Raw genomic sequence first — 21,090 nt, forward strand, 5'->3', positions numbered from 1 at the left:
ATGTCCGAATATACGAATGAACATTTTAACAACCGTGAACTCAGCTGGCTCGACTTTAACGAGCGTGTCCTCGAGGAGGCGATGGATGAACGAAATCCATTGATGGAACGATTGAAATTTTTGGCGATTTTTAGTTCTAACCTTGATGAATTTTATATGGTACGAGTCGGTGGATTGAAAGATGAGGTCCTCGCCGGGTTCAACCGTCCGGAAGACAAGACGGGCCTCACTCCAAAACAGCAGATCAAATCCATTTCGGTGCGAGCGCAAGAACTCGTCGAGACGCAATATGCGACATATAAAAAAATCACAAAACAGTTATCGAATCAGCACGTCCGCTTCTTACGGACGAAACATTTGAACAAGACCCAACAAGATTTCGTGAAAGAGTACTTTCGAACGCACGTATTCCCTGTCCTGACACCGATTGCAGTCGACGCCTATCGTCCGTTCCCAATGCTCTTATCTAAGTCACTGAATATTGCTGTCGAGATTGCCTCGAATGGCGAACGAAAAAAACGACTCGCCCTCGTTCAAGTGCCATCCGTTCTTCCGCGGTATCTGGAACTACCTACCGATGATGAAGAACATACCGATTTGATTTTACTTGAGGATTTGATCATTCAATACATCGACTCACTCTTCAAAGGATTTGTCGTCGAGTCCACGATGCCATTCCGAATTACGCGGAACGCGGACATGCCGTTTCACGAAGAGGGCAGTCGTGACGTCTTGAAACAAATCGAAAAAGAGTTGAAGAAGAGAAGATATGGGGTTGCCATCCGACTCGAGGTACAGCAACGATCGTTACGAAAAGAACTGTTGTTCATGCTACAAGACGTCCTTGACTTACATGACCGGGATATCTTTATTGTCGACGGTCCGATCGACTTGACCTTCCTGTTTGGGATCTACAATCAGATCGGGATGGAATATGATGACATGATCAATGAAACGTTGATCCCATTTATCCCAGAAGGTCTTGAATCGGGCAAAGATTTATTCCAAAGTATCGCTAAACAGGATTATCTGCTCCATCACCCGTATCATTCATTCGATCCAATCGTCCGTTTTATCGTTCAAGCCGCCAAAGACCCGAACGTCTTGGCAATCAAGCAGACACTCTATCGCGTCTCAGGGGACTCTCCCATCATCAAAGCTTTGACTGATGCAGCCGAGAGCGGAAAACAAGTCACTGTCCTCGTCGAACTAAAAGCACGTTTTGATGAAGAAAAAAACATTCAATGGGCGAAGCAACTTGAGAAAGCCGGGGCTCACGTCATCTACGGCTATAAAGAACTGAAGACACACTCAAAAATCACCCTCGTCGTTCGCATTCTAGAAGGTGGTGTGTTGCAACGGTTCATTCATCTCGGAACCGGTAACTATAACGATTCAACCGCCAAGCTGTACACAGACATTGGGCTCCTCACCACAAATGAAGAACTCGCTGAAGATGCAACGAACTTTTTCAACTGGTTATCCGGTTATGGGGAACGACCATCTTGGCATCAGTTCGAGACGTCGCCTGACGACATGAAAGACTTCTTCTTGAATAAAATCGATGATGAGATCAAACTGCATGAAAAGTACGGCAACGGTCGCATCGTCGCTAAGATGAACTCGATCACGGACCGGGCCATCATCACAAAATTGTATGATGCTTCGTCCGCGGGAGTGAAAATCGATTTGATTGTCCGAGGCATTTGTTGCTTACGACCGGGAATTAAAGGGGTCTCTGAAAACATCAAAGTCATCTCGATCATCGACCGATATCTCGAACATTCCCGAATCTTTTATTTTTACCAAAATGGAAAAGAAGACTTGTACTGTTCCTCTGCGGACTGGATGACACGAAATATGAAAAAACGGATCGAGATACTCTTCCCTATCTTGAACGCATCACATAAAACATACATCAAAGATATGATGGCCCTTCAACTCGTCGATAATGTGAAAGCAAGAAGACAACGTTCTGACGGCCGCTATGTATACGTGAAACGTGAGACCAACGAGGAAGAGATTCAATCTCAAATTATCATCCATCAATATACGGGTGGTCGATGGAACAACATACCTAGCGTATTTGAACGAGAACCGTCAAATTGGGCGGAACGAGAAGTGCTCCGCCTTCGGGCCGAGAACGAGAAAATGACGGATGACTGATGTTAGACTTCTCAAATAAGAAAACTCGTTGTATAATAAATTCGATTCAGTTATTATGAAGCGCTTTCATTTAGAGATGGAGGAATTATTTATGCAGGAGATTTTACTATCATTACTCGCCGGCTTGATTTGTGGTGCCATCTTCACTGCACTCAAACTGCCACTCCCTGCCCCACCGGTATTACCAGGAGTTGTTGGGATTTTCGGGGTGTTCCTCGGAATGAAGGTTTATCAATTTGCTGTATCGAACTGGCCATTCTAATAAAAGATGCCCTCAAAAAGGGGCATCTTTTATTATTTAGTCTAATGTATGAATGGCTTTATGACAGGTCGGACAAACCCAGATGCCACGTTCCTCTGTCAAGTGATACTCAATCAAGTGATACGCCTCTTTCCCAAATCGTTCAGCTAGGTTTACATGACAGCTCGCACAAGTCGTCACATGAGACTTTGGTGCTAAGAGTTTTTCTCGAAACAAGTGCGCCTCATATGACGCTTTCGTCCATTTAGACGATGGTACATGATAGCCGTCATTCCATTTTGTTCGAATCGACTCGTACGGTTCATCCCCCTCATACATTCCCACTTGCAAGAGCGGATGATGAAAATGAAGTTGTAACAGGTCGACTAAGGAATACAGCGCCACCCCTCCCTGTCTCTCTCCGAGCCAATACGGATCGTCTGGTCGCTCAATCGTCTCTTCAAGTAACACCTCTGCTTCCGCCACGATGCCATGCCCCATCACTTCGATAAATGCTGTCGGTGTCGTCACGGACCCCTTTACATAAACCGGACTCTGTTCAAGAAAATAAGTCGGGAATGCGTTCCAGACATCATATCGCTTTGGATCGACTTGTAGGACGTTCATCGCTTATTGATGAGCGAGCGTGAATCGTTCACGCCACTCGGCATCAAATTGATTGGCACGGAACATTTCAATCTCTTGTTTATATGGAGCGACTTTTGTTTTTTCGCTAATCGGGATATATGGCGTTTCTAGAATTTTCGGTAGATGCGCAAATGCCTCGTGATGAATAATACGATTTAGCGTATCAAATCCAATCTCTCCGTAGCCAATGTTTTCATGACGGTCTTTTTTTGCACCGCGCACATTCTTCGAATCATTTACATGAATCACTCCGAGACGGTCGAGTCCGACGATGCGATCGAATTGTTCAATGACGCCGTCTAAGTCACCGACTAAGTCATATCCTGCATCATGGACGTGACACGTATCAAAGCAAACTGAGAGTCGATCATTGTGCGTCACGCCATCAATGATGGTCGCAAGCTCTTCAAACGTCTTACCAAGTTCGCTTCCCTTCCCTGCCATCGTCTCAAGCGCAATCTTTACTTGTTCGTCGCCAGTCAACACTTCATTCAATCCTTCGATGATTCGAGCGAGACCGATTTCTTCTCCCGCTCCGACATGAGCGCCCGGGTGAAGAACGACGTGGCGAGCCACTTGGAGTGCTTCTGCCCGCTTTAATTCCTGAGTTAAGAAAGAGACGGCCAATTCAAACGTCTCAGGTTTCGTCGTATTCCCGAGATTGATGATATATGGAGCGTGAACAACAATCTCTTCGATGTCATGTGCGGCCATATGTTTGAGTGCTGCCTCAATATTTAAATCTTCAATGGGTTTACGGCGTGTGTTTTGGGGCGCACCTGTATACACCATCATCGTATTCGCCCCGTAAGAGACAGCCTCTTCACTCCCTGCTAACAACATCTTTTTACCTGATACCGAAACGTGTGAACCTATTTTTAACATCCTCATCTTCCCTTCATCATCTTCTATCTCTAGTGTACACAAAAAGAAGAACCGACTCCAAGAAGTCGATTCTCCCAAACATTATCGTTTATTTTTCTTACGTGCTGCACGGCGATCCGAGCGTTGCTGTTGCATATGCTCACGTGATGCCGTCTCTTTCAACTTATACTTGAATTTCTTCTTATAGCCAGGCTTCACTTTCTTCTTCGCCTTCTTGATTTCACCGGCCATCCGACTATGAGCCGTGTGTGAGACCTTCATCTTCCGGTCTGTTTGGCGACGACGACGTGTCTTGATCGGTTGAATCGAACCGTTGCGCAAGTCCACATGAGTGAATTCGAACCCACGTTCTTCAAGTCTGTTGATTGGTCCATTCTCATGGTCCTCATATAGTGTGTACGCCTCACCTGATGCGCCCGCACGTCCCGTACGACCGACACGGTGCGTATAGAAATCAAGGTCTTTCGGAATCCCGTGGTTGATGACGTGAGAGACTCCTGAAATATCGATACCGCGAGCCGCTAAATCCGTAGCAATCACATACTGATATTTCGCATCATTGATGTCCTTGATGGCTTGTTTGCGGCGACGTGCCTGCATGTCACCATGCAACGTACCGACGTTTAGACCTGCTTCGCGGAACGACGTCTCCAACTCATCTGCCTCTTGTTTCGTATTGGTGAACACGAGACAAACGAATGGATTGATTGCTTTCGCAATTTCGACAGTCAATTCTTTACGGTCACGGTGACGTACTGGAATCACGTGGTGCTTGATTTTTGGTGCGACGCGATGTTCTGGGCTCGCCTCTGCAAAGCGTGGGTCATGAAGGTACTTCTTCAAGAACGGTTCAAGGTTCTCAGGAATCGTCGCTGAGAAGACCATCGTTTGTAGTTTTTCAGGAAGCGCCTGTGCGATGCGGTCGACCTCGGGCAAGAATCCCATATCGAGCATTTGATCGGCTTCATCGACGACAAAGTGTGTCACTTTGTGCGGGAATAACGCCTGTGCTTTCATGAGATCAAGGATTCGTCCCGGTGTCCCGATGATCAACTGTGGCGGATTTTTCATCTTATCGATCTGACGTTCGCGGTCTGTCCCTCCGACAATCAAACTCGATTTGATGTAATCTGGGTTTTTAATAAGAATCGATTTCAATTCTTCATGAATCTGCCAAGCGAGTTCGCGTGTCGGTGCGACGACGATTGCTTGAACTGAAGCATCTTCTGGGTTGATCGCTTCAACGATCGGTAACAAGAACGCAAGTGTTTTACCCGTTCCTGTCTGTGATTTTCCAATAATATCTCGACCATTCAAGGCAGCCGGAATAATTCGGGCTTGTATATCGGTCGGTTTCGTAATGCGCTTTTCGGTTAACGCATCAACCATAAACGGTAGCAATTTGAACTGTTGGAAGCTGTTCAATCGATACACCTCCTGTTTCTTTCCACTTTTCCTAGCATAGCGGAATCAAATGATTTGTCAATCAATCTTTTGCCACACCTTCATATAAATAACTCGATGAATAATAGTGTTTGGCAATTTTCTTTCCATTTAAATGTTGTTCGAGTGCTTTGAAGCCGACTTCCATCATCTCGTTCGGTGACTGCACGACAGTGGCATTGACCTTCCCATTTTGAATGAGCGGATAGATATCTGAAATCCCGTCGACCGAAACGATCGTCTTGTCCGTCAAACCATGACTTTCTAAAGCCCGGACGACACCAAACGTATTATCGTCATTGTGTGAAAAGATTGCATCAAACGGAATCTTTTCTTCTAACCAACGTGACATCTCGATTTCAGCTTGGAATGTGTCATAGTTCCCGGTGATGGATGCAATGATCTGAAAATCGTCGCCATGTTGCTTTTCGTACTCTCGGATACCAAGACTTCGGTCCATCGTGGAGCGAACTTTCGGCGTCCCCCTCACTTCGACCACGCGAATCGGACGTTCGAGCTCACTATACTTGGCAGCAATTTGTTCGGCCGCCATCCGACCGATATCGACATTGTCGGAAACGACGGATGTGAGCACACTCGGATGATCAATCATACGGTCAATCGCAATAATCGGAATGTTTTTTCGTTTTGCGCGTTCTAATGAGGGTTGAATGAACGTGTCATCGAGAGTCGTCAAAAAGATGGCCTCGACACCCCGGTCAATCAATGAATCTAGTTTTTCTTTTTCAAGGACACGCGAGTCTTCACTCGTGGTCGGAATCGGGATGAACCCTTTTTGGTTTGCTGTATGCACGAACGAGTCCAGTAGTTTATTCGCATGCTCATGTTTATCACTGACAAACACAAATCCGACTTCTTTTTCATTCGTTTTTTGCTCTGGGAGTTGAATCGAGGTAATGAGGAGAATCGTCATGGCCCACACGACCGGTAACCAAAGCCAATAATGTTTTAGTCCTTTCATGACGGTTGTCTCCTTGGGATTTTGATTAAAATCGCGGTCCCCTTGTTCATCACACTATCAATCTCCATCGCACCGTTAACGCTCTTCAAGTACTCTTGAATCATATAGATCCCTAGACCATTCCCACTTTCCTTCGTCGTATTGAAGGCGGAACCAACTGTCTTGAGTTGTTCCTCACTCATGCCAATCCCGTTATCTTCAATCAAGAAGCGATATTCCTGCTCCGTAAAGAGGACCGTCACGACGACACTACCTTCAGCCCCTTTTGATTCGACGGCATCGACCGCATTTTTGAAGAGGTTGTAGATGATTTGAACGAGCATATCAAAGGATGCATAAAATGGAGGCATGTCGTTCGGTACAAGTAATTCCCATTTTGTCGGTCGTTTGTAACATTCGGCATCCATTAAAAATTCAAGTCGTTTCGCAAAGTCTAACATGTTGATCCAATCTTCGTTTTTACCAGCCTGATCTGGTTTGGCGAGCGTCAACATCGTTGAAATCAAATCATTCGCCCGCTCCAGTTCTTTGATGGCGACATCCACCATATCTGAGCTACCTTGACCCTCGCGCACCATTTGTAACGTGATGTGGACGGGAGTTAGAGGATTTCGAATTTCATGGGCAATTCCCGCGGCCAATTGACCGAGTGAGGCTAATTTTTCTTGATGCAAAATCAACTGTTGCTGACTCAACTGTTCACGTCGTGACGTTTCCATCCGTTGTGCATAATCGTTATACGTGTCGAGTAGCGTCTCCACTTCTTTCGAACCGGTTCTTTCCAACGAGATCGTTCCGAGCGATTGTTGTTGTTTAATTTGATTGACCAGCTCGACAAGCGGATTCGTTAACGTCCGGGAAAGCAACAATCCAACGAGAATGCTCAGGAAGAATGTAACGAGCGCAATCATCAAATACTGCCAACGCGTGTCGTAGACCGTTTCATAGACGGAGTCATTTTGATGTTTTGCGAGCATGCTCCATCCACTGACTCTTGCATCCGGTTCAAACATTACCGTATCTTCATCCGTACTCAAGATTGTCCGTTCGCTTCGATTTAATGCTTCGTCGATGACTTCACGCGATATCCGACGCTCTGCATCTGTGACCAAGTTGAACGAAGTCGTCAACACTTCGCCTTGCTCATCTAACAAGTATAGAATCATGTCATCATTCGCAGATTCCAACGAACGACGATACAAGTCAGAGTTCAAGACACTAATGCTCCCCCCAAAAATACCGATTGGTCGGTTCTCTTCGATGACCGGAACGTATAGGAAAGTTCCCATATCCCCACTGATCATCACAGGGTCACTCATATATAGTTCTTTTCCACTTGCAGTCAATACTTCCGTAAACTTCGGATCGCGTTTCAATACAGAAGAGGCGACTTGTCGCTCCGAGTACCATTTAAATGAGTCTTGATTGACATCATAATAAAAGATGGACGTAAAACTCGTGCGTTGATTCAAATATCCTGTTCGGATCCGTTCTTCAATCCATGGCTCATTTCCAACGTAAGCGCCTAAGTAAACTAAATCCTCATACAATTTCCCAAGTTGGGACTCCACATTCTCAATACTGTCATCGATGGCGTAATCAAATTGCTCTTTCGCCAATTCTTCTGCTCGAGACACCGTGACGCGGTCAGCAGAGAAGGCAAGTGATGAAATGACAAGTGCTAAAATAATGATGATGATGAACGTAATTTGGAAAAAGTACGATTTTCTTAGTTCACGCAATGGTTTCATGCGATTCACGGCGTCCCTCCTCTCTAACCTAAAAATTATAGCATGAATACACGCAAATCTTTTCGTATTTTCGAAACAATGTTAGACTAATACGTATGAAAGCACTTCGAAAGGAGCCTTCGTCTTCATATGAAAGTTAAAAAAATTAGCCCACGCGGATATTGTTATGGTGTCGTCGATGCCATGAAGCTCGCAAATGAGGCCGTCGCAAATCCAGATTTGCCACGCCCGATTCATATACTTGGAATGATTGTCCATAACCGTCACGTCACGCAGGCGTTTGAGGATCTCGGTGTCAAAACCGTTGATGGAGAAGACCGCATGCAAGCGCTCGAAACCATCGATCGAGGAACGGTCGTCTTCACGGCGCACGGCATTTCACCACTCGTCCGGAAACGTGCCATCGAGAAAGGATTGACGATTGTAGACGCCTCTTGTCCTGACGTCTTAGTCACACACGATTTGATTCGTGAGAAAACGGCAGAAGGATATGATGTCATCTATATCGGAAAACATGGGCATCCGGAACCGGAGGGTGCAATTGGTGTTGCACCAGACCATGTTCATTTGATTCAATATGAACATGAAATCGATCAGTTGCCGAGTCGCTTGTTCGAACGAAAAATTTTGGTGACGAACCAGACGACGATGAGTCAATGGGACGTTTCCGCATTAATTGAAACGATTCAAGCCCGTTATCCTCACGTGGAAGTGCATAATGAAATCTGTAACGCGACGCAAGTTCGTCAAGAAGCCGTCGCTGAACAAGCGGGAGACTGCGAATTATTGATTGTCGTCGGAGATCCCAAATCAAATAACTCCAATCGCTTAGCACAAGTTTCAAAAGAGATTGCCGGAACAAATGCCTATCGGATCGGTGACTTGAGTGAACTTGACTTGAATTGGCTCGAAGGCGTGGAGACCGTCGCTGTGACGTCGGGCGCCTCTACCCCGACACCGATCACGAAAAAAGTCATCGACTTTTTATCGCAATATGACCCAGACGATTTAAGCACGCATGATAAAACGCCATTTCTTGAACTTCGGAGTATCTTACCGAAAGTGAAAGCATTGCGTAAGTGAAGGAATCCCCCATTCTCTCAGAGGATGGGGGATTTTTAGGCTTTACTTGAATTGAAACGGATTCGTGTTGGCAACAGATTGAATCAAGTCGACATTGATTTTCGCTTTTTCAAACTTTTTGCTGAGCACGTCGATCACACCTTGTTTCATGATACTCTCGACATGATGTCCCGGGTCTACGACTGCGAGTCCAAGCGCCATCGCATCATGAGCCACATGGAAATATAAATCACCCGTCACATATGCATCTGCACCTTTGAAATGCGCAGTAGACACATACTTATTCCCGTCTCCACCTAATACGGCAACTTTTTCAATCGAACGCCCCGGGTCTCCGACAACTCGCACGCCCTCAACCCCAAAGCTTGTTTTCACGTGTTCGGCAAACTGTTCAAGTGTCATGGCCTGTTCAAGTCGACCGATTCGCCCTAGCCCAAATACATGACCCTCGATTTCATCGCGCATGAGGTCATACGCCACTTCCTCATATGGATGGGCGTCTTTCATTGCTTTTAGTACACGCTTCTTCTGACTCTCCCGAACGACCGTTTCGATTTTCACCTCGTCCACTTGTTCCGTTTCATGCGGGCGACCGATGAAGGGATCTGTCCCCTCGAGCGGAGTGAATTGCCCCGTTCCGGAAACACGGAACTGACAGTCCGCATAGTCACCAATATGTCCAGCACCCGCTTTTCCTAGAGCCAGGGATACGTCATGCGCATGCGTGGATGGAACGAATACACTTAGTTTATAGACCGGCTCCTCATAGGTCGGGACGAGTACTTTCGTATCGCGGAGACCGATCGCCTCACTCATCCAATCGTTCACACCACCGCTGCATACGTCTAAATTCGTATGAGCGACATAGACCGCGATATCGTGCTGAATACATTTCATCGTAATCTTCCCAGCCGTGGAACGGTCATTGACTTGAGCTAACGGACTAAAGATGGGTGGATGATGCGCGATAATCAAATCGATCTGTTTCTCAATCGCTTCATCCACAACCGATTCAAGTACATCAAGCGTGACCATGACCCGTTTGACTTCTTTGTTGAGCGAGCCAATCTGCAAGCCGATTTTATCCCCTTCGACCGCCAAATGTTTCGGTGCAAATTCCTCAAACAATTGAATCACTTGATTGCCGTTCGCCATTACTGACTCACCTCTCTCATCTTGTCACGCATCCGTTTGAACTCCACTTGTTTTTGAATCAAGGCTTCCGATTGAATGCCAGCTGCCATCTGTCCAAGCACATAATCGAGCTTATCAGCTTCACGACTCCACTTGAGTTTAAATGCTTCTGGTCGCTCTTGAACGAGATATGGACCGAATAACAACTGCCACATGCGCTCGTCCGACTCGTCACTATAAATGGACTCAGTTCCTTTTTCTCCGACAAGGATTTCGTAAACCTTATCATTTTCTTCCACAATTGCCTCTTCGACAAGGACATATCCATGTTCAAGCAGCCAGCTTCGTACGTGTTGCCCATCAACGTTCGGTTGAAGGACGAGCCGTTCGACCGCACCGAGCTTATCTTGACCCGCTTCGAGAATGGAGCGAATCAAACTGCCGCCCATCCCGCAAATCGAGATACACGTCGCTTCATTGGGCTGTAAGACAGCAAGACCATCGCCAAGGCGTACATCAATGGTATCACCTGCCCCAATCAAATCGACTTGTGCTCTCGCAGCTTCCATCGGCCCAACGTTCACTTCACCCGCGATTCCTTTTGAAATGATTCCTTGCTGAAAGGCATAGCATGGGACATACGCATGATCCGAACCAATATCGGCGAGCACACTTCCTTTTGGGATATAATCGACAACCTGCTTCAATCGTCGGTCTAACATGACACGTTCTTGCATACAGACAACTCCTTTGTTCTACTTCTTCCCTAGCGTATCGAATTCTCTACAGTTCGACAACAAAAAACGCACCCCATCATGGAGTGCGTCACCTCTTATTGTTCAATCAACCAGTTCGCAAGCACTTCTGCTTCTTCAGCTGATGCAAGACCTGCTGGCATCGCACCTTGACCGTTGACGACGATGTTTGCGATTTCTTCTGGTGAAAGACGATCGCCGACACCTGTAAGTGCTGGACCGACGCCACCTTCAAGGTTTCCGCCGTGGCAACCTGTGCAACCCTTCGCAGCATACAACTCTTCTGGGTTCATTTCAGTGACTGCTGGACCTTCAGCCGCTTGTTGCGCCTGATTCACCCCAAAATACGATAATGATACCATGGCAATAATTGCGACGATTGCGATTGCCGCAAACGGTAACAATGGATTACGCATTGTAGTTCCCCCTCATGTTCATTCCAAATTTCTATCCAACACTATTTTACTCAAAAAATAATAAAGAAGGAAGGAAAATCACTCATTTTCCTTCCTTTCTTCTAAAACTTCACACTTTATTCAAATATGAAATTAATCGAGGAAGTCTTTCAAGCGTTTGGAACGGCTCGGGTGACGCAATTTACGAAGGGCTTTCGCCTCGATTTGACGAATCCGCTCACGTGTGACACCGAATACTTTACCAACTTCTTCGAGTGTGCGTGTGCGGCCATCGTCTAGTCCGAAACGCAGGCGAAGGACGTTCTCTTCACGGTCTGTCAACGTATCCAACACGTCTTCTAATTGCTCTTTCAACAATTCATAGGCTGCCGCATCTTGAGGAGCCATCGCATCTTGGTCTTCGATGAAGTCACCGAGATGTGAATCGTCTTCTTCCCCAATCGGTGTCTCTAAAGAAACAGGTTCTTGGGCAATCTTTAGAATTTCACGGACTTTCTCAGGTGTGAGTTCCATCTCTTTGGCAATCTCTTCCGGAGAAGGTTCGCGACCGAGGTCTTGAAGCAATTGACGTTGGACACGAATCAATTTGTTGATTGTTTCCACCATGTGTACAGGAATACGAATCGTACGGGCTTGGTCAGCAATCGCACGTGTGATGGCTTGGCGAATCCACCACGTCGCATACGTCGAGAATTTGAACCCTTTCATGTAGTCGAATTTTTCGACCGCTTTAATGAGTCCCATGTTCCCTTCTTGAATCAAATCAAGGAAGAGCATCCCACGACCGACATAACGCTTCGCAATCGACACGACGAGACGTAGGTTCGCTTCTGCGAGACGTTTTTTCGCTTCTTCGTCCCCTTGCTCGATTCGTTTAGCGAGCTCCGTCTCATCTTTCGCACTGAGAAGGTCGACACGTCCGATTTCTTTTAAATACATCCGAACCGGGTCGTTGATTTTGATTCCAGGAGGTACTGATAAGTCGTTCAAATCGACTTCTTCATCCTCTTTTTTCGCAGGTGTTTCTTCTGCGTCCGCAGCATCTTCTGTGACACGGATATCTTTAGCCTCTAAATCTTCGATGAAGTTATCGATGAAATCCGAATCCACCTCGAAGTGACTAAGGCGATCTTGGATTGCTTGCATTGAGACGACGCCTTTTTTCTTACCTAACTTCTCAAGTTCTTCTATGGCGTTAAATAAATCCTCTTTCTTCTTCTCTGCCATCTAGCAGTTCAACTCCTTCCAAACTTCATCCACGATCATCGCTCTCGAAGACGACGACTACGGGCAATCAATTCTTGTAGCTTGGACGCCTGGTCTACAATACTTTCGGCGTCTTGAGCGATTTCCCTTTTTGCACGCTCGATTTGACGTTGCTCCTCATAACTGTTTATCACCCGAATGTATTCGTCTAAAACCTCTTCAGACAGTTCATCCGGTCCAGCCATCAGACGGATCTCTGCAAAACGCATCGCATAATCAGGGCGTTGATCGCAATAACGCTCCATGAACGAAAGCGTGATTTGATCAAACTCATCCTGTGTCATCGTATCGGATACGATTTCATACAATGCTGACCCTAACATACGATGGGTTTCATCTTGATAACGAAGCCCTAAACGGTCGCGTACGAAACGGACCTGCTCCGGTCCCGTCAACATCGCACGCAACAAGTACTTCTCGGCTTTCATCCAACGAGGCTCACCTGTTTTACTCGAACGCTTCCGTACCGACTCTACAGGTTCCATCGCACGGTTGGGAGTTGATTCACTTGACGTCGGACGAGGAATTCTCGAACGGAGCGTCTCTAGCGGAATCTCAAACTCATCCGACAGTTTCTTCACATATAAATCTCTTCGAATCGAATCATTTGTCTTCCCGATCTCTTCAAGCATAGATTCAATAAAGCGAATCCGTTCTCCTTCTCGGTTCAAGTTTTTTCCTCGCCGGTACATGCGATTCATAAAATCGAGAACACTCAACTGCTCAGTTTCAATAAACTGCTGCCAGTGAGTTGCCCCATGCTGACGGATATAGTCATCTGGGTCCGTCTTTTCCGGTAGTGGCAAAACTTGTACATCGAGTGGAGACGCTTCTAAGAGGCGAATGACTTTTTGTGTCGCTTCTTGTCCCGCGTGGTCTCCGTCATAACAGATAATGACTTCATCCACGATTCGAGATAGCGCCCTCGCATGTTGAGGAGAGAACGCGGTTCCGAGCGATGCCACAACTTCTTGTGTGCCCGCTTGCGCGACTTGTAAAACGTCAACGTTCCCTTCAACGAGGAAGACACGCTTTTTCTTACGCATCGTCGCCCGGGCTTGAGAGAAGCCGAACAATAACTCGCTCTTATTGAAGAGTGGCGTCTCAGCCGTATTCACATATTTTGGTTGTCGATCATCAATCGCTCGTCCACTGAAGCCAACGATGGTGCCGTCTCGATCCGCAATCGGAAAGACGACCCGTCCTTCAAATCGGTCAAAATATTCACCGGACTTCGACTTTGAAATCAAACCTGCCTCAACCATTACTTCTAAATCAAACCCGCGCCGCTCCAACAGCTCGACAGTAAAGCGTCGTTGGTCTGGGGCAAAACCGATCTTGTATTGCGCAATCGTCTCTTCAGCCAGATCACGATCCCGTAAATACGTTAAGCCCACTTCTCCAGCTTCTGTTTTCATCAACACTTCATGATACAAGTCAGCGACAAGGCGATGCGCATCACGCATCTGTTTGCGCCATACCTGTTCTCGCGTCAGTTCCTCGTCCCCTTGGATCCCGTCTACCGAAATATTCGCCCGTGTTGCCAAGCGTTCGACCGTCTCAGGAAACGACAATCCCTCGGTTTCCATCACGAACGTAAATACATTTCCGCCGGCGCCACAACCGAAACAGTGATACATCCCTTTTTCAGGTGAAACGGAGAAAGAAGGTGAGTTTTCGGAATGAAACGGACATAATCCGACAAGGCGGTGTCCTTGTTTCTTTAATTCGACACGTTCGCCAATCAATTCTACGATATCGGTCGCTTGTTTCACTTCTGCGATGACTTCATCTGGTATTCGTGGCATGTTGACCACTCCCTGTTTCCAATCTCGCAACGAAACGGAACGCTCATCACGTTCCGTTTCACTGTACTGTCAATACTCTATTATACCCTCTTGAAGCAATGATTACTAATTGAAACACTTACTCATTCAATCATCTTTAGACTGTTCAAGATGACGCAAGATGATCCCTGCCGTTTCTTCAACTGCTTTGTTCGTCACATCGATGACATCGCAACCGATTCGTTCATAAATACCACGCGCATACTCGAGTTCACGATTGATTCGCTCTAGCTGCGCATAATCGGCTTCCGGCTTCAAACCTAGCGATTTGAGACGTTCCATTCGGATTGAAATCAGCTTTTCCGGGGAGATGATCAACCCGACACATCGTTCAGCAGGCAAATCAAACAATTCCTCAGGCGGTCTCGATTCTGGAACGAGTGGCACGTTCGCGACTTTATATCGTTTCAGTGCCAGATATTGAGATAGCGGCGTCTTTGACGTTCGAGAAACACCGACCAACACGATATCAGCTTTTTTCAGGCCACGTGGGTCCCGACCATCGTCATACTTGACGGCAAACTCCATCGCCTCGATTTTTCGGAAGTAATCATCATCCAATCGATAGATGAGCCCCGGCTTTTCACGTGGCGCTTCTTTCAATTGGCTAGATAATACATCGAGCAAATCTCCGAGCAAATCAACCGTTTTCACTTGATGCGCTTTACCAAGTCGCATGAGAAGGGCGCGATGTTCCTCATTAACGAGCGTGAACGCAATGATGGCCTGTTGTGCTTTTGCTTGCGTGACGACATCGATAATCGTCTGCTCATCTTCGACGAACGGAATGCGAAGGGTTTCGATCGCATTCTCGTGGAATTGGATACTCGCTGCGCGGACGACGAGTTCGCACGTCTCTCCGACCGAGTCACTTACAACGAACACGAGTTGTTTCGTAGTCAATTCGATTTCCTCCTCAGATCGACTCATCGTTCGCTAACGCAATGAGCACCTTCGTCATATTGGTCTTCGTCATACGGCCGAGTACAATCAATTTCCCATCTTTTTCTTCTACGACGGGCATGGCATCGATTTGTTTCTCAATCAATTTCATCCCAGCTCGAATCAACGTTTCTGTTTTCTCACATACTGTAATGTTCGGCATGCGGGTCATGATGACGTTGACGGGTAACTGGTCTAAGTCTTGATTTCCGATGGCCGCACGAAGGAGGTCTTTACGAGATAAAACTCCGACTAACTCCCGGTCACGTCCGACAACGAACAATGAGCCGACATCTTCTAAGAACAACGTGACAATCGCATCATATACCGTCATCTCATCCCGTACGACTTTCGCAGAAGACATGAAGTCGCCTACGGTCAGCGAATCTAACTTTTCTCGTAGCATCGACGAATTCCGTTTGCCAACGAACGTGTAGCCGACACGAGGTCTAGCTTCAAGTATGCCTGTCATCGTCAAAATAGCGAGGTCAGGCCGCAGGGTCGCACGTGTCAATGAGAGCTCTTGTGCGATTTGTTCCCCTGTGATCGGCCCGTTCTCCTTCACGATCTCGGCGATTTTTTGTTGGCGTTCATTCAGTTGCATAGCCAACCCCCTCTAGTTTGTTTAGAGTACGAGCGCGTTGAAATCTGCGACACGCTTAATCGTCGTTGCAAGTCGGTTCATTTCATGGAGACGGTTTTTGCGGACCGCCTCATCATCACTCATAACCATTGTATGTTCGAAGTACATCATAATCGGTGATTCGAGTTGTTGTAGAAGGTCGAGCGCTTTCTTGTAATCTCCCATCTCGACAGCTTCGGCTGTTGCAGGAGCGGTCTGTTCAATCGCATCATGCAATGCAATCTCATGATCGTTCTCAAACAAGGAAGGATCGACATCTCCCGCTTCACCTTTTTTCGAAATGTTCACGACGCGCGACAATTGCTCAATCAACGCCTTCGCATCCGTCGATACAAATTCTTGAATCGCGTCTGCGCGAGCATCGAGTCGCACAACCGTCAATGAGGTCGTCAATACGGCGTCAATCACATCATAACGAACCTGCTGTTCTTGCAGGCGATATTTCAAGCGCAATTTGAAGAACTCATCTAGTTGTGCCTTAACTTGTTCTTTATCGGCTTCATAGAGTCCTGCTTCCAGTTGTAATTCGACAACTTTTGAAAGCAACGTGTCGATTGAGAGATCAATCTTCCAATCTCCAAGAATCTGAACGACACCTTGGGCCTGGCGACGAAGCGCGAACGGGTCTTGTGAACCGCTCGGAATCATCCCGATGCCAAAGAATGCTGCAATCGAGTCTAATTTGTCGGCAAGGGCAAGAACGGCACCCGTTGCCGTCTCTGGAGAAGCGTCCCCAGCAAAGCGTGGCATGTAATGCTCACGGATTGCCGCTGCCACTTCCTTGTCTTCACCTTGTTGGAGTGCATATTTCTCACCCATGATTCCTTGAAGTTCTGTGAACTCGTATACCATCTGGCTCACGAGATCAAATTTATGAATGGCACCAGCACGGCTTACTTTTTCAAGGTCTGCCTCGAACAACGGTGCAAGTTCCTGAGCGATTTTCGTCACACGACGCGCTTTCGCACCAGTCGTTCCCAATTTTTCATGGAAGACGATGCGATCGAGACGTCCGAGCTGATCATCGATTTTCGTCTTTTTGTCTTCCTCATAGAAGAACACGGCATCCGCAAGACGGGCCCGGATGACTTTCTCGTTACCGCGCGCCACATTTTCAAGATGCTCGGCATTCCCGTTTCGTACCGTCACAAAATAGTTTTTCAATGTTCCGTCGAGATAGACCGGGAAATAACGTTGATGCTCTTTCATCGTTGTGATCAACACTTCCTCAGGCAAGTCAAGGTACGCTTCATCAAATTCCCCAAAGAGAGCGGTCGGCCATTCGACTAAGTTTGTCACTTCCTCAAGCAAGTCGGCGTCGAGTGGAATCGTCCATCCTTGTTTCGTTGCAAGCTCTTGAATTTGACGTTCGATTTCAGCTTTACGCATCTCGTAGTTCGCCATGACAAAAGCAGACTCTAATGTCTGGACATATTCGGTAGGTGATGAGATGACCACGTCCCCTTTACTGAGGAAACGATGCCCACGCGTCACGTTATTCGTGTTCACGCCTTCGATTGTGAAGTCGATGATGTCTTGACCAAAGAGTGCGATCAACCAACGAATCGGACGCATATACCGTAGGCTGCTCGTTCCCCATTTCATGTTTTTCGGGAACGTCAAGCTACGGACCACATCTTCAAGACCGTTCAATAGCGAGAGCGTCTCTTGTCCCTTTTCATGACGTTCCGCGAAGACATACTCGACTCCTTTTTCTTCTGCGAAATAGAGATCTTCTACTGTCAATCCGCGGCCACGTGCAAAACCTTGTGCCGCCTTCGACCAGTTACCTTCCGCATCTTGTGCAATCTTTTTGGCAGGTCCACGAAGAGTTTCTGCCAAATCCTGTTGCGTTTCAGCCACATCACGAACGATGACAGCCAAACGACGTGGTGTCGAGTACACTTCGATTGAGCCAAAATCAACACGCGCCTCTTTTAAGAACGCGTCAACACGTTCCGCCAACTGTTTCTCTGAACGCAAGACATATTGAGCCGGCAGTTCCTCTAATCCAATCTCTAACAGAAGGTCACGCATTCAAGTCACCTGCTTTCTCTTGTTTCAAAAGCGGGAATCCAAGGCGTTCCCGTTCTTCAATAAATTTAGCGGCACACGCACGTGACATGTTCCGGACACGCTGGATGAAGCCGGTACGTTCCGTCACAGAAATGGCGCCTTTTGCGTCCAACAAGTTGAACGTATGCGAACATTTTAGAATGTAATCGTATGCAGGGAAGACAAGGTTATCTTCAAGCGCACGCTTCGCTTCTTTCTCATACGTATCAAATAACGAGAATAACATGTCGACGTCAGACAATTCGAACGTATATTTCGAATGTTCAAATTCTGGTTGATAGAAAATGTCGCCGTATTTGAATCCGTCTGTCCAGACAAGATCGAATACACTTTCTACTTCTTGAATGTATGAAGCGAGACGTTCAAGTCCGTATGTGATTTCCACGGCAATCGGGTCACACTCGATTCCACCGACTTGTTGGAAGTACGTGAACTGCGTGATTTCCATTCCGTTCAACCAAACTTCCCAACCGAGACCTGCTGCTCCGAACGTCGGGTTTTCCCAGTTATCTTCGACGAAACGGATGTCATGCTCAAGCGGATTGATGCCAATCAGTTCAAGACTCTCCAAGTACAACTCTTGAATGTTGTTTGGTGACGGCTTCATGATCACCTGAAACTGATGGTGCTGGTAAAGACGGTTCGGGTTTTCTCCGTAACGACCGTCAGCTGGACGGCGTGACGGTTCGGTATAACAGACGTTCCACGGTTCTGGCCCAAGGCTTCTGAGGAATGTCATCGGGTTCATCGTCCCGGCCCCTTTTTCCACATCGTACGCCTGCATCGTCAAACAACCTTTTGACGCCCAAAAGTTTTGTAGCGTGAGAATGATTTCTTGCACTGTCATGTGCTTCATTAATGACACCTCCAATAGTATTGAAACGACAAAAAACGCCCCTATGTGCCTAGCACATAGGGACGGGATTGATTCCCGCGGTTCCACCCTACTTGCCCCAATCATGGGACCACTCTTAAAAGATGTGGGCGCTCTAGAATCGCCATTCGCTCTTCTCATGATACCCGGCTCACACCGCCCCGGACTCGCTTCATTCATGACAGGAAGAGTTACTTTTTTCCTTCATCGCGCACGCTATTTCATTTGTCTAATCGTACATCATCGTATCGAATTCACTATAAAAAGTCAATCCTCATTCAGATGAAGTCGAATCATTTGATCGAGCACCCGCTTCGTCTTCAATCGTAGTCCACTATACGATTCCATATAAGCATCAAAGAGCTGGCGCAAAAGAACTCTGGACTCATCCGATAGCGGAACGTTCCGAAACTCTGACAATTCGTGCTTACTCATCAAATAAAGTAGTTTCGCCAATCGTTCGGACAGCCGAATCACTCCTTCTTCTGGATGTCGCGCACATAAAAAGCCACCGGACGCGACAGAGAAGTACATGGGATCCGTCACATCTCCACAGCGCACACATCCCGTCAAGACTGGGGCGACACCTAATAGATGCAAAATACGTAATTCAACATAGTGCGTGATGACATCTGCGTCCATGCCCGCATTCAGTGCCTGCAAGGCATCCCGTAATATTCGAAACAATGGACGATTTTGGACACGATCCTCGACAGACCGATCAACAAGTTCTAACCAATACATCGCATATGCCATCCGTTCGACATCTTTTCGGATTTCAGGATAAGACGTCATGACGTCAGATGATTTTAACTGAGCGAGTCCTCGGCTAGACGGAAAGATATAGACACCTTCCACAAACGGCTGACTCGAGGCGTGAAACCGGCTACCCGGTTTCTTTGCACCCCGTGCCATGATCGCGACTTTGCCAAGTTCCTCTGTAAACAATGTCACGACTTTATTCGATTCCCCATAATTAACGGTACGAACGACGATTCCCGTGACTTTTTGTAACATGGCTCAATACTCGTCGTCGCGGAAACCGAGGTCACGAAGCTGACCCATCTTGTTACGCCAGTCTTTCTGCACTTTTACCCATAGGTTCAAATAAACTTTAGTCCCGAGAAGCGCTTCGATATCATGGCGCGCGTCTGTTCCGATTTCACGAAGCATAGCCCCTTTTTTTCCGATGATGATCCCTTTTTGCGAATCACGCTCCACCATGATCACGGCTTCGACATCAATCATCTCAGAGTTCTCGCGTTTCTTGATCGATTCGATGGCTACAGCAATCGAATGAGGGACTTCATCGCGTGTCTTATGCAACACTTTCTCACGAATCATCTCTGAGATAATGAAACGCTCCGGGTGGTCCGTCACTTGATCGGCCGGATAATACATCGGTCCTTCAGGCAACAATTTCTTGATCTCACCTAAGAGCGGTTCGACGTTGTTGCCTTGTAGCGCCGAAATCGGGACGTACGCCGCGAAATCCAATTCGTTCGTATATTGTTCAATCACTTTCGGAAGTTCATCCGGATGGATTAAATCGATCTTGTTCATGACGAGAATAATCGGTGTGTCGAGCCCTTTGAGTTTCTCAATAATAAAGTCGTCGCCAGCTCCACGCGGTTCCGTCACGTTCACCATGAAGAGAATCGCATCAACTTCGCGTAATGCGTTCGTCGCCACTTTCATCATGAAGTCGCCAAGACGGTGTTTCGGTTTATGAATCCCTGGTGTATCGATGAAGATGATTTGGGAATCATCGGTTGTGTACACACCTTGCACCTTATTTCGTGTCGTTTGTGGTTTATCCGACATGATGGCAATCTTTTGTCCGATCACACGGTTTAAGAATGTCGATTTTCCAACGTTCGGTCGCCCGATAATGGAGACGAATCCGGATTTAAAATCTTCTTGATACATATTGCACCT

Annotated in this window: 19 protein-coding genes; 3 read left to right on the plus strand and 16 right to left on the minus strand. The window is 46.9% G+C overall.

Annotated features, from left to right (window positions below; translation table 11 throughout):
• Together KNO68_RS05800 and KNO68_RS05805 are read left to right on the plus strand one after the other, a co-directional pair.
• A complete protein-coding gene (locus tag KNO68_RS05800; RefSeq protein ID WP_215112206.1) occupies positions 1–2,166 on the plus strand; it encodes an RNA degradosome polyphosphate kinase in 2,166 nt (721 codons plus the stop codon).
• Positions 2,167–2,257: 91 nt separating this feature from the next.
• Positions 2,258–2,428: a DUF1427 family protein gene (locus KNO68_RS05805; RefSeq protein ID WP_214686970.1), complete on the plus strand. Its 171-nt coding sequence runs from the start codon at positions 2,258–2,260 to the stop codon at positions 2,426–2,428.
• Between the two features lie 36 nt (positions 2,429–2,464).
• Here the strand turns inward: KNO68_RS05805 and KNO68_RS05810 are convergent, their stop codons facing one another.
• From KNO68_RS05810 to KNO68_RS05830, 5 genes are all read right to left on the minus strand, one after another.
• On the minus strand, positions 2,465–3,034 hold the full coding sequence (locus tag KNO68_RS05810; RefSeq protein ID WP_214684012.1) for a hypothetical protein: 570 nt from the start codon (positions 3,032–3,034) through the stop codon (positions 2,465–2,467).
• 3 nt (positions 3,035–3,037) lie between these two features.
• Positions 3,038–3,940: a deoxyribonuclease IV gene (locus tag KNO68_RS05815; RefSeq protein ID WP_214684011.1), complete on the minus strand. Its 903-nt coding sequence runs from the start codon at positions 3,938–3,940 to the stop codon at positions 3,038–3,040.
• 81 nt (positions 3,941–4,021) lie between these two features.
• Positions 4,022–5,365 (minus strand): DEAD/DEAH box helicase, encoded by a 1,344-nt coding sequence (locus tag KNO68_RS05820; RefSeq protein ID WP_012726633.1) that lies wholly within the window; start codon positions 5,363–5,365, stop codon positions 4,022–4,024.
• 61 nt (positions 5,366–5,426) lie between these two features.
• Positions 5,427–6,365 carry a sugar ABC transporter substrate-binding protein gene (locus KNO68_RS05825; RefSeq protein ID WP_078147145.1) on the minus strand — a complete coding sequence of 313 codons (939 nt, stop codon included), beginning with the start codon at positions 6,363–6,365 and terminating at the stop codon, positions 5,427–5,429.
• Positions 6,362–8,116 (minus strand): sensor histidine kinase, encoded by a 1,755-nt coding sequence (locus tag KNO68_RS05830; protein WP_251024933.1) that lies wholly within the window; start codon positions 8,114–8,116, stop codon positions 6,362–6,364. The genes KNO68_RS05825 and KNO68_RS05830 overlap by 4 nt, the downstream gene beginning before the upstream one ends.
• Positions 8,117–8,245: 129 nt before the next feature.
• On the opposite strand from KNO68_RS05830, the gene KNO68_RS05835 reads away from it, so the two are divergent.
• A complete protein-coding gene (locus KNO68_RS05835; RefSeq protein ID WP_012726636.1) occupies positions 8,246–9,199 on the plus strand; it encodes a 4-hydroxy-3-methylbut-2-enyl diphosphate reductase in 954 nt (317 codons plus the stop codon).
• A gap of 42 nt (positions 9,200–9,241) precedes the next feature.
• Here KNO68_RS05835 and KNO68_RS05840 read toward each other — a convergent pair whose 3' ends face one another.
• The 11 genes from KNO68_RS05840 to era form a co-directional block, all read right to left on the minus strand.
• Positions 9,242–10,354, minus strand: coding sequence for a Nif3-like dinuclear metal center hexameric protein (locus KNO68_RS05840; protein ID WP_078147147.1), 1,113 nt, complete (start codon positions 10,352–10,354; stop codon positions 9,242–9,244).
• Positions 10,354–11,070 carry a tRNA (adenine(22)-N(1))-methyltransferase gene (locus KNO68_RS05845; protein WP_214684010.1) on the minus strand — a complete coding sequence of 239 codons (717 nt, stop codon included), beginning with the start codon at positions 11,068–11,070 and terminating at the stop codon, positions 10,354–10,356. Before KNO68_RS05845 ends, KNO68_RS05840 begins: the two co-directional genes overlap by 1 nt.
• Positions 11,071–11,165: 95 nt before the next feature.
• Entirely contained in the window at positions 11,166–11,504 is a 339-nt protein-coding gene (gene cccA, locus KNO68_RS05850) for a cytochrome c550 (protein ID WP_078147149.1), read from the minus strand.
• Positions 11,505–11,636: 132 nt separating this feature from the next.
• Positions 11,637–12,731: an RNA polymerase sigma factor RpoD gene (gene rpoD / locus KNO68_RS05855; protein WP_012726640.1), complete on the minus strand. Its 1,095-nt coding sequence runs from the start codon at positions 12,729–12,731 to the stop codon at positions 11,637–11,639.
• Between the two features lie 35 nt (positions 12,732–12,766).
• On the minus strand, positions 12,767–14,578 hold the full coding sequence (dnaG, locus tag KNO68_RS05860; RefSeq protein WP_078147150.1) for a DNA primase: 1,812 nt from the start codon (positions 14,576–14,578) through the stop codon (positions 12,767–12,769).
• A gap of 126 nt (positions 14,579–14,704) precedes the next feature.
• Entirely contained in the window at positions 14,705–15,547 is an 843-nt protein-coding gene (locus KNO68_RS05865; protein ID WP_078147151.1) for a pyruvate, water dikinase regulatory protein, read from the minus strand.
• Entirely contained in the window at positions 15,534–16,163 is a 630-nt protein-coding gene (gene ccpN / locus KNO68_RS05870; protein ID WP_078147152.1) for a transcriptional regulator CcpN, read from the minus strand. The genes KNO68_RS05865 and ccpN overlap by 14 nt, the downstream gene beginning before the upstream one ends.
• Positions 16,164–16,184: 21 nt before the next feature.
• Entirely contained in the window at positions 16,185–18,239 is a 2,055-nt protein-coding gene (gene glyS / locus KNO68_RS05875) for a glycine--tRNA ligase subunit beta (protein ID WP_215112207.1), read from the minus strand.
• Positions 18,232–19,125, minus strand: a complete 894-nt coding sequence (gene glyQ, locus KNO68_RS05880) for a glycine--tRNA ligase subunit alpha (protein ID WP_215112391.1) — start codon at positions 19,123–19,125, stop codon at positions 18,232–18,234. Before glyQ ends, glyS begins: the two co-directional genes overlap by 8 nt.
• Before the next feature lie 294 nt (positions 19,126–19,419).
• Positions 19,420–20,169 carry a DNA repair protein RecO gene (gene recO, locus KNO68_RS05885; protein WP_078147154.1) on the minus strand — a complete coding sequence of 250 codons (750 nt, stop codon included), beginning with the start codon at positions 20,167–20,169 and terminating at the stop codon, positions 19,420–19,422.
• Positions 20,170–20,172: 3 nt separating this feature from the next.
• Positions 20,173–21,081: a GTPase Era gene (gene era / locus KNO68_RS05890; RefSeq protein WP_012726647.1), complete on the minus strand. Its 909-nt coding sequence runs from the start codon at positions 21,079–21,081 to the stop codon at positions 20,173–20,175.
• Between the last annotated feature and the right edge of the window lie 9 nt (positions 21,082–21,090).

Source organism: Exiguobacterium sp. s75 (assembly GCF_018617145.1).
Classification (GTDB): domain Bacteria; phylum Bacillota; class Bacilli; order Exiguobacteriales; family Exiguobacteriaceae; genus Exiguobacterium; species Exiguobacterium profundum.